Annotated in this window: 11 protein-coding genes; 6 read left to right on the plus strand and 5 right to left on the minus strand. The window is 38.7% G+C overall.

The features are described 5' to 3' along the window. Position 1: 1 nt before the first annotated feature. The 5 genes from HMPREF9075_RS07605 to pyrE form a co-directional block, all read right to left on the minus strand. Positions 2–1,078, minus strand: coding sequence for an AI-2E family transporter (locus HMPREF9075_RS07605; protein ID WP_009415934.1), 1,077 nt, complete (start codon positions 1,076–1,078; stop codon positions 2–4). A gap of 30 nt (positions 1,079–1,108) precedes the next feature. Next, complete coding sequence (gene aroC / locus HMPREF9075_RS07610) at positions 1,109–2,194, minus strand: chorismate synthase (protein WP_009415935.1); 1,086 nt, start codon at positions 2,192–2,194, stop codon at positions 1,109–1,111. After that, positions 2,195–2,587 carry a hypothetical protein gene (locus HMPREF9075_RS07615; protein WP_009415936.1) on the minus strand — a complete coding sequence of 131 codons (393 nt, stop codon included), beginning with the start codon at positions 2,585–2,587 and terminating at the stop codon, positions 2,195–2,197. A 27-nt stretch (positions 2,588–2,614) separates the two neighbouring features. Continuing rightward, positions 2,615–3,385 (minus strand): DUF695 domain-containing protein, encoded by a 771-nt coding sequence (locus HMPREF9075_RS07620; protein WP_009415937.1) that lies wholly within the window; start codon positions 3,383–3,385, stop codon positions 2,615–2,617. A gap of 416 nt (positions 3,386–3,801) precedes the next feature. After that, the gene (pyrE, locus tag HMPREF9075_RS07625; protein ID WP_009415938.1) at positions 3,802–4,443 is read right to left on the minus strand and encodes an orotate phosphoribosyltransferase; all 642 of its coding nucleotides are present in this window, start codon (positions 4,441–4,443) and stop codon (positions 3,802–3,804) included. Positions 4,444–4,449: 6 nt separating this feature from the next. On the opposite strand from pyrE, the gene HMPREF9075_RS07630 reads away from it, so the two are divergent. The 6 genes from HMPREF9075_RS07630 (at position 4,450) to HMPREF9075_RS13540 (ending at position 10,184) form a co-directional block, all read left to right on the plus strand. Next, complete coding sequence (locus HMPREF9075_RS07630; RefSeq protein WP_009415939.1) at positions 4,450–5,034, plus strand: NUDIX hydrolase; 585 nt, start codon at positions 4,450–4,452, stop codon at positions 5,032–5,034. Between the two features lie 39 nt (positions 5,035–5,073). After that, positions 5,074–5,580, plus strand: a complete 507-nt coding sequence (locus HMPREF9075_RS07635) for a hypothetical protein (RefSeq protein ID WP_009415940.1) — start codon at positions 5,074–5,076, stop codon at positions 5,578–5,580. 165 nt (positions 5,581–5,745) lie between these two features. Further along, positions 5,746–8,148, plus strand: coding sequence for a TonB-dependent receptor domain-containing protein (locus HMPREF9075_RS07640; protein ID WP_009415941.1), 2,403 nt, complete (start codon positions 5,746–5,748; stop codon positions 8,146–8,148). A gap of 61 nt (positions 8,149–8,209) precedes the next feature. After that, positions 8,210–8,800: a Uma2 family endonuclease gene (locus tag HMPREF9075_RS07645; RefSeq protein WP_009415942.1), complete on the plus strand. Its 591-nt coding sequence runs from the start codon at positions 8,210–8,212 to the stop codon at positions 8,798–8,800. 569 nt (positions 8,801–9,369) lie between these two features. Continuing rightward, entirely contained in the window at positions 9,370–9,762 is a 393-nt protein-coding gene (locus HMPREF9075_RS07650) for a lipocalin family protein (RefSeq protein WP_062079412.1), read from the plus strand. A 272-nt stretch (positions 9,763–10,034) separates the two neighbouring features. Further along, positions 10,035–10,184 (plus strand): hypothetical protein, encoded by a 150-nt coding sequence (locus HMPREF9075_RS13540; protein WP_009415944.1) that lies wholly within the window; start codon positions 10,035–10,037, stop codon positions 10,182–10,184. Positions 10,185–10,206 lie beyond the last annotated feature (22 nt).

The raw sequence follows: 10,206 nt of genomic DNA on the forward strand, positions 1-10,206 counted from the left end.
GTTATATATTTTTAGTAAGTAGCCCTATCAATTTGTTATTAGGTAAAAATTCTTTTAAAACTACTTTTAAGACGGTATAAGCGGGAATAGCTACTACCATACCTACCATTCCAAAAAGCGTACCACTGATAAGAGTAATAAGGAAAATCTCTAAGGCGGTGGATTTTACAGAATTTGAAAAAATAAGCGGTTGCGAGAATACATTATCAATAAATTGCCCTACTAAGAAACCTATCAGTACGTAGATAGTTGTAGGCAGGCTAACGCTCATAAAGTCGTTTTGCAGGTTGCTGCTCATCGTTAGCAATGCCATTAGCACAAAGCTTATCATAGGACCTATATAAGGAATAAGATTAAGCATAGCACAGAGCAACGCTATGATAAAAGCATTTTCTACCCCAAAAATAAGTAAAACAATGGTGTAAATAACGAAAAGTATAGTAATTTGGAGTATCAACCCTACGAAATAGCGAGATAAAAGGTTGTTTATTTTGAAAATAGAAGTTTTAAGTTTTCGTTTTCTATGAGAGGGGAAAGTAGAAAGAAGGGCAATAAGGATTTTTTCACCGTCTTTCATAAAGAAAAAGCTGATAAAGAGTACCGAAAAAGCACCTACTCCAAAATCACTAATAAAAGAGATAAAGGAATTGAGGAAGTTAGGGATATCAATAAAATTTAGAATTTCTTGTACTCCGAAAGAATATTCTTCAGGGTTAAGCCCTATTTTGCTAAGAGTCTGCTGGATAAGGTCATCGAGATTGTTTTTGAGTAAATCAATATTAAGTCCTGAGAGGTTTTTGCCTTGCGAAACGAGCAGCGGTATAAACAAGCTAAACACACTCAAGGCTAACAAGATAAAGATAGTCATTGTAAGAATAACACAGAGGGAACGGCTTTTTATGCGCAGTCGCTTGTGGAAGAACTGAATGAGGGGTTTGCCCATTAGTGTTAGTACTAATGAAACGATAAGATAAACGATAATAGATTGTAGCAAATAAAGGGTGTATAGCCCTAATACTACTAAAACAATGATTGCTACGGCACGCAATATGCCATTTGCTATTTCTTTTGAGGTCACTTGCAATAATTTTGAATTATGAATTTTAAATTATAATAAAAGGGAATTGTCTTTCGTCTCTACAGCTTTATTCAATAGGTAAAAATCTAATAGTACCATTGCGGTCATTGCCTCGACAATGGGGACGGCACGGGGTACTACGCAGGGGTCGTGCCGGCCTTTGCCTTGCATCTCTACGATATTGCCTTGGCTATCAAGGGCGGGTTGTGACTGCATAAGGGTTGCTACAGGCTTAAAAGCTACCCGAAAATAAATATCCATACCATTGCTGATACCCCCTTGTATGCCTCCTGAATGGTTGGTTTGGGTAGTGCCATCGGGGTTGAAAAGGTCGTTGTGCTGACTGCCTCGCATTGTTGTACCCGCAAAACCACTGCCATACTCAAAGCCTTTTACGGCATTGATAGAGAGCATCGCCTTGCCGAGTTGTGCGTGGAGCTTATCAAATACAGGTTCGCCCCAACCTACGGGTACCCCTTTTACCACACAGCTTACCACTCCGCCTACCGTATCGCCCTCCTTACGTATGGCTTTGATATAGGCTTCCATTTGTTCGGCTAAAATAGGGTCGGGACAGCGTACAGCATTGGTTTCGGCTAAGGCTAAATCGAGGTTGGGGTAGGGTTTAGTGAGGGAGAGCTCGCCTACACTCGACACATAAGCATTGATTTGTATCCCTTTGAGTACCTGTTTGGCAATAGCTCCTGCTACCACGCGGCTCACCGTTTCGCGTGCTGATGAGCGTCCGCCGCCGCGAACATCACGAATGCCGTATTTCTGTTGATACACATAATCGGCGTGGCTGGGGCGGTATACCTCGGCTATATGGGCATAATCGGCTGAATGCTGATTTTCGTTTTCAATGATAAAGCCAATGGGTGTGCCGGTAGTTTTGCCATCTAAAATCCCCGAAAGGAAGCGTACCTTGTCGCCCTCTTTGCGCTGGGTAACAATAGCTGACTGCCCCGGACGACGACGGTCGAGTTCGTGTTGTATGGCTTCAAAATCTAAAAGGATATTAGGAGGGCAACCATCAATGATGCCTCCTAATGCTTCGCCGTGCGACTCGCCAAAGGTGGTAAGCCTAAAAAGTGTACCAAAGCTATTGCCTGCCATTTATAAGTCCTTCATTTTGGTTACTAATACTTCTATAAACTTGCTAATGGGCGTTTTGACCATCATCGCCATTACAGGGTTGAGGTCGCCTTTGAAAAGTAGTTGCACTTCACTTTCCTTATCGGATATTTCAGCAATATTGGTAGTAAGCTGAAAAGGGATTTTACCATTTGCTTCGCCTAATACTAACTGACTATTGGGGGTGGTGCTTTTCTTTTCTAACGAAATTTCGGGCATTCCTTTTAGGGCAAACACAAAAGATGTATCGCTAAGTTTTTGAAATTTGCTGATGTTGTCGGGCATCAGATGTTCAAAGTTTTCTACTTTTTCTAAGAGTGCAAATAGGTCTTTGGCACTTTTGGGGACGATTGTTTTTGGAGATTCTAAGTTCACAATGATTAAATTATTAATGGTTAATTGTTATTTTACTAAAATGGTTTCCCAGCCGTCATACTGACCATTGGTATCGAGGGCTACATCTATCAAATCCCAAGTGTCGCTGTTAATATTATCAACTGAGTTTATTTTAGAAATGATGAGATGATAGTAAGGTTCTTGGGGAGTGTCTTCTTCTTCGGGCTCTACCTTACCACTATCTTCTACCTTATACCCCAAAGCTATTACTTTATTAAGGGCACTATTCATATCCTTTTCAGTATCAAAATACAACCAATGTTCTATAGGGCGTTCTTGGTCGGTATGGTCGCCTGACTCTTCGCAATGGCGCTGTACCGCACTGTTTTTGATGCTTTGATGTTCGTAGATATTGGGGTAAAGATAGTCGGAATATATTTCCCAATTAGGGTCATCTACGATACGTATTTCAGGTTCATAATCGGTAATATTTGTGAAAGCCTTTTCGATATTGGCTGCCAATAGAGGAGCTTCTTGGGTATAGTAAAACCAAGTTGTATTGCCTTGATAGGTTACAACTCCTGCTAAAAAATCGGTTTCTTTTAGCGAAGGCATTATAATATCTTCAATGTTATAGAAGCGTTCTCTTTCCTCATCGGTAGTAAAACCGTGTTCATCGGGTGCTTTAAGGACAAGGTTTAGCCTTACGCATTGGGTGTAACCCTCTATAGGGAAATCGATTTCGTCTATACCTAAATTGATGCGAAACACAGCGGGCTTATCTTCTACTCTACCGATATAGACTGCCCAGTTTTCGGGGATTTCTATTTTTTGCATAGTTATTTTTTTTAAATTATTTTAAGCGGCTATGCCGTATAATTTGTTATTTATCCTTCGCATAACCTTCGGTGGGACAGGTAAGACGGGTAGGACGGGTGAGAGTGCGAGCTGCACGGGCTTTTATATTGCGAATTTATTAATATTCTTTGGTTTTTATTGCGAATCTTTCAGTATCATGGTAAAGTCGTTAAACGATTGAAATTCAGTGTTGTATCGTCTTATGTTCGGTATGTGTTCGGTATAGGTTCGCTCTTCCTTCGGTGTTCCTATATCCTTCCTATATCCAAAAAAAGGAGTAAGTTAATCGTTAAAACGCTGATTATCAAGGGTGATTATTTTTTTAATTTGCTATTTTGTCAATTATAGATTTATTGAAAGATTCGCAATGTTTTGACTAATAATTTGTCGATTTGTTAATTGCGCCACGTGTCGGGGCTTTTGCGCCATTCTTTGAGAGTGTCGAGTTCGTGTTCGCCAATGTAGCCTATTTCTAAGGCTTTGACCAGCAGATGGTCGTAATCGCTGAGGGTGTGGAGGGTGAGCTTTTCAGCGACAAAATTAGCATTGGCAACCTCAAAATTATAGGAGAAGATGGCTACCATACCTAATACGTCAGCCCCAAAGTCGCGAAGGGCTTTTACTGCATTGAGGCTGCTCATACCGGTGCTGATGAGGTCTTCAATAACAATTACGCGCTGTCCTGCTGTTAGCAAGCCTTCTATCTGGTTCTGACGACCGTGCTTTTTAGGCTCAGGGCGTACATATACGAAAGGCAACCCCAGCACGTTGGCTACCAACATACCCATACCAATAGCCCCTGTGGCTACACCTGCTACTACTTCGGCAGTGGGATAATGGCTTTTTATATAGGTAGCCATAGTATTGGCTACGTAATTGCGAACCTCTGGGAATGAGAGGATTATGCGATTGTCGCAATAAATAGGCGATTTCCAGCCACTCGCCCAAGTAAAATAATTTTCAGAATTCAATTTTATTGCGTTAATTTGCAGTAAAAATTCGGCGGTACTCTGTGCCGCAGTGTTATCTAATATCATAATGTTATGAATGAAATATTTTTAGACAATAAGTCGATTATTTTGACAAATGTACAAGAAAATATTGAGAACGAAAAATATTTTCGGTTAAAAGATGTAACCCTTGATGAAATCATCGAAGCACTAAACCATAAGGGGGTAGAGAGAATATACCTCTATCACCCTAAGGTTGAGAAACTTATGAAGAAATTTAAGCAGCTTATCCCTACCATAAAAGCAGGCGGTGGCATAGTGTATAATCAGGAGGGAAAGGTGCTGCTTATCAAAAGAAACGGCAAGTGGGATTTGCCTAAAGGAAAGAAAGAAAAGGGCGAAAATATTGCTACTTGTGCGCTGCGCGAAGTAGAGGAAGAAACGGGTGTGAAAAAGCTGCTCATACAGCGTTTTAGGACGATTACCTACCACATATTCAAACGCGATGGACACTACTTTCTGAAAGAAACTTATTGGTATGATATGACGACTACCTATAAGAAGAAATTAGTGCCCCAAACGGAAGAGGGTATAGAAAAAGTATGCTGGAAAGATGAGGCTACCGCCAAAGAATTAGCAAAAAGCTCGTATAAGAATATACAAAAATTATTCAATTAGTAAATTTGCTAATTAGCAAATTTTGACAATGAACAAGTTATGAAACATATTCCTACCACAAAAAAGCATATTGTTCTTAGAAAGAGATATAAGGAAATCACTTTCTGTGTGATGTATGAAAGTGCTAATGGTGGTATTGTAGAGAAGTTTAACCAAGGTTCGCAAAGCAAGACTGAAAAATACAAGAATATTGAGGCTTTGAAAATTTTGGCTAATAATGGCAAACAGTACCGTTTATTACCTGTAATTCAAGATGGGAAGAAGAACCCTGATGCTTTTAATTTGCTGACTTTAAAATATGTAGATATAAAAGTAGCAGAAAGTACTAATGGTAAAAATGCAATTCAGAGTGCTTTGAAAGAAGCTAATAAGCAGGAGGTTTCAGAAGTTATTATTCATTTTACTCAAGAATTAGAGTCTAACCGAGAAGCTTTTGATATGCTGAAAGCAACATTTAAACAAAAACGTGCAAAAAATATAAAAGCAATCACTTTTATTATGCCTGATAAAAGAGTGTTGCAAGTAAATACAGACCGATTTAAATAACAAGGAGGCAAACTGAATTATTATCAATTTGCCTCCCGGAGGGGTGAAGGCTTATAGAGACCCGAAGTCTCGTCCCGCACCATTCAAAACAACTTTTGCTGTTTTGCGGTGCAAAGATAATACTTTTTATGTAAGTATGCAAATTCTATAAAAAACTTTTTAAAAATGAAAAACATTATTTCTTTTATTTGTCTTCTTTTAGGAGGCGCTACCCTTTGTGCACAAACACAATATACCGTAAAAGGTTTTGTGCATAATGCTTCGCTTGAAGGTATTGCTAATGTCACCATCAGAGTATTGGATGCGGACACTAATGTGATAGTGAATGAACCTGTTACGGGAAACAATGGGCTTTTTAGCTTTTCTTCTGCTAAACGCAATCTGCGTATTTATATTGAAAGTACAGGCGATTACCTGTCGTATACTGGTGAGCCTTTCTTGCTGACTAACAATATAGAGTTGCTCTCTATACCTCTTGCTTCTTCACTGAATTTGGAAGAGGTAGTGGTAACGGCTACAAAAAGGAAGTCCGCCGTGTATATGGAGCAAGGAAAAATAGTTTTTTCGCCAAAAAATAGTCTTACTCATCAGCAGGGGACGGCACTCGATGCACTAAAAAGCACTCCTAATGTGGTAGTAGACAATCAAAATCGCCTAAGCATTGGCGGAAAAAGCAATGTGTTGGTTCTTATCAATGGCAAACCTACTTATATGCAGCCTGACGATTTGGCAAATTACCTAAAATCTATCCCTATAACACAAATTAAAAAGACGGAATTGCTGCTCAATCCGCCTGCTGAATATGAAGCACAAGGAGGGGCAGGAGCTGTGAATATTGTACTCGATAAAAAGACAATAGAAGGGACATTCTTATCGCTGAACAATGGGGTATCGTATTGGTGGAACTTGCGACAAAATACCGAACTACAATTACAACACAGCGTGAAGAAAGGTATTTTGCATTTGGGGTACAATCACCAATTGGGACATTACGCAATGGATTACGGCAGCGAGCGCGTGCAAAACGGACTGCGCTACGAAAGTCCGACAGATGATACTGAGAAGCGCAAGACCATAGCGGGGCATATAGGCTATGACTATTGGCTTGACCAACGACACTCTTTAGGTGCACAACTGGCTGCTAATACGCTATTTGGAAAAGGAACGACCAGCACGACTACTCGCTTTTTCGACACTTCTAATGCATTAGAAAAAACACTATCGGGCTATAACGATTACTTTATGCAGAAAGCTAATCGCTATAGCGCTAATGTTTATTATACTTTTAGTCCTTCGGATAACGAACGCTATCAGTTAGACATTGATTACGCTTTTTTTGATGGAGGGTCGGGCAATAGACAGCCTAACACCTATCGTTCGCCAGCGGGTGCGATACTTTCTCACGAAACCTACCTATCAGAAAACGATAGAAAGATACATATTTTTGCTACTTCTTTCCGTTCTGAATTACCCTTATGGGGCGGTAATCTTACGGCAGGAACTAAGTATTCGCAGGTGTTTTCGGACAATAGTTTTCAGTTTTTTAGACAATTGCCTACCTATAACCTCATAGATGTAAACCGCTCGAATGCTTTTGACTTCAAAGAGCGTATTTTTGCCGTGTATGCCCAGTATCATTACCCTATTACCGAACGCTTGAGTGCTGAGGTGGGCATACGCAACGAAACTACTTTTTCTAAAGGACAGCTATTGCCCGAAAAAGGAAGTGCTTCCACACCCCAAGAACACCGAAAGCATTATACTAATTTCTTCCCTACTCTTAATTTGCAGTACCAATACAACGATAACTTACAGCTATTTGCAGGCTATAGCACTCGCATCAACCGACCTGAGTACCAAAATCTCAATCCGTTTGAATACCTTTTGGACGAACTATCGTATTGGAAAGGTAATCCGTTTTTATTGCCTGAAAAGATACAAAAAGCTACCTTTTCGGCTTCGTACAAAAAGACTTCTTTTACAATGGCTTATAGCTACTCTACCGACTTTTTTAGTAGTATTAATGAGCCTTTTCAGGGTAATAAAATCATTTCTATACCTAAGAATATAGGCAAGCAGCACCATTTGCTTTTTTCGCTCTATCAAGAACTGAATTGGGGCAATGGCTATCAGACGACTCTTACTCCTAACCTGAACTATATAGAGAACAAAGGGGCGGTAATAGAGGGGAGCACCTTGCACCTACACAGGTGGCAGTACAGCCTGACAATGCAAAATTACTTTCGCTTGCCTTACCAATTGAAAGGAGAGCTTACAGCGGTTTACAATTCGCGTAGGTTGGCAGGTATTAACGAAATAGCTAAGTCTTCTGGGGGAATAGATATTGGGTTGCAACGCCTTTTCTTAAACGACTGCCTTACAGCTACTTTTAGCTTTACTGATATTTTTCACACCCAACGCTGGGATAGCGAGAGCCATTTGCCTAACTTAGACCTATACGCCTATGGTAATAGCGAAAGCCGACAGGTGAAATTGAACCTTACTTACCAATTTGGAAAAGCGAAAGAGGTGCACACAAGCGAAGTGGAAGAGGTAGAGAGATTGTAATTTGCTAATCTACTTATTTATCACTATCTTTGCTCTTGATAATCTAAAAAAATAACTTACTATGAGTGCTGTTATTACTGATATAGAACAATTAGACCCTATCAATGGGGTGTATACCTATGCCGACTATGTGCTTTGGAAAATAAAAGATAGGTTGGAAATTCTTAGAGGGAAAGTTTTTAAGATGAGCCCTGCTCCTGCTATTTCTCACCAAAAAGTAGCGAGAAACCTAACGGGGGAATTTTACAATTATTTTAAAGGGAAAACTTGTCAGCTTTTTGCGGCTCCTTTTGATGTGGTACTTAAGAACCAAAATGGTTTGGAAGATAGTGTGGTGCAGCCTGACCTTTGTGTGGTATGCGACCCTAAAAAGTTAGAAAACGACAAGCGTTGCTTGGGTGCTCCTGACCTGATTATAGAGATATTATCGCCTGGTAATACTAAGAAGGAAATGCGCTATAAATACGAACTTTATGAAGAAACAGGGGTATGTGAGTATTGGGTAGTACGCCCTATTGATAAAGAGATTACTCAGTTTGTGCTTGAAAACGGCAAATATTATGCTCAACCTCCTATTGTAGAGGGGGATATTATCTACTCGGCTAAGTTTCCTGAGCTGGGAGTTGCTACTGAGGATATTTTTAGATTGTGATTTTAACAATTATGACAAAAGAAATACTAATTAGGGAATTAGCAAATTAGAGAATTAGCAAATTGGGGAATTTGGAAATTAGAAAATTAGCAAATTAGGGAATTAGCAAATTAGAGAATTTGGAAATTAGAGAATTTGGAAATTAGCAAATTTGAGGGGGTAGATAGGTAGTATAGGGGAAAAAGTTTTTGAGAAAAGTATTACCTTAGTTTTTGTATATTAGAAAAAAAGTATTATCTTTGTCCCAAATTTAAACAATATTTAAACAGCATTTAAAAAAGATATAATATAAAAAACGACATATAGCATTTCGCTTTACGATTTTCCTTCTTATAGAAAAACGACCAATTTTTTCATTGTCATAGGAAAGTGTAAGTGCGAATGCCTGCGGTTACGTGGGCATTCCTTTTACTTATGACAATAGCCTTTGGTCGGGCTTCTATAAGAAAGTAAAAAGGAATGTTTCCACGTTTTTTTATTTTTAATAATTACAAGCTCTATCCGAAGGGAGCTAATAGGCACTATCCGAAATGCCTTTAAATAGTAGGAGTTATTTAAAAAACAAACAAATGAAAATATTTTTTAAGTTAGCTTTGATAGCTATAATGGCTTTAGTCATTTCTTGTGGAAATAAAGATGATGACAAGGTAACAAATAACAAAGAAATTATAGGCACTTGGGTCTTTGAAAAATGGACAGACAATGATAGAGATGCACCACCAGAAGCAACAGCAGATTGTCCAACGAAAGGAAAATTTGTTTTCACAGAGAAAACAGTTTCTTACTACGATTGTGAAAATAAAAAATTAGGGTCTTATCCTTACATAACATCAGGTTCCACAATAATTATAAATGGAGTAGCGCACCTATACATTGAGAATGGAAAACTCATCAGAGAAAGTTATGATACAGATCCTTCAGGTAAAAAACATATTTTTAAAGATTATTTTGTGAAGAAATAAAAGAAAACTCCCCTTACAAACTATTTGCAAGGGGAGTTTTCTTTTGGTAACAAATATTATTTCTTTGGACTTTTGCAAAAACAAGAGGCTGTCCCAAAAGTTTTATTTTAGCTTAAAACAAGCTTATTAATGAACAGAATATTTTTGTAACTAATTGATTATTAATACCCTACTATTAATGCATACTCCGCTGCGCCAGCTCGCGGACTTCCTTTAAAAAGGGGGGGAGATGCCAAAGTTGTACTATTAAAGACTTTTTGGACAGCTTCATAATGCTACAAGATGAAGATAAGGATATTTTATCAAAGGAAGAATTTCAAGAAGCTTTGGTTCAAAATGAAATTAAAGCTCAATTTGAAATGATATCTTTACTTAAAGAGAAAAAGTTAACAAGTGAGTTTAAACATTGGTTACGCAAGTAAGGGGGAAGTAATTGATAAGGAA

The sequence above is a fragment of the Capnocytophaga sp. oral taxon 332 str. F0381 genome, assembly GCF_000318275.2.
In the GTDB taxonomy this organism is placed as follows: Bacteria; Bacteroidota; Bacteroidia; order Flavobacteriales; family Flavobacteriaceae; genus Capnocytophaga; species Capnocytophaga bilenii.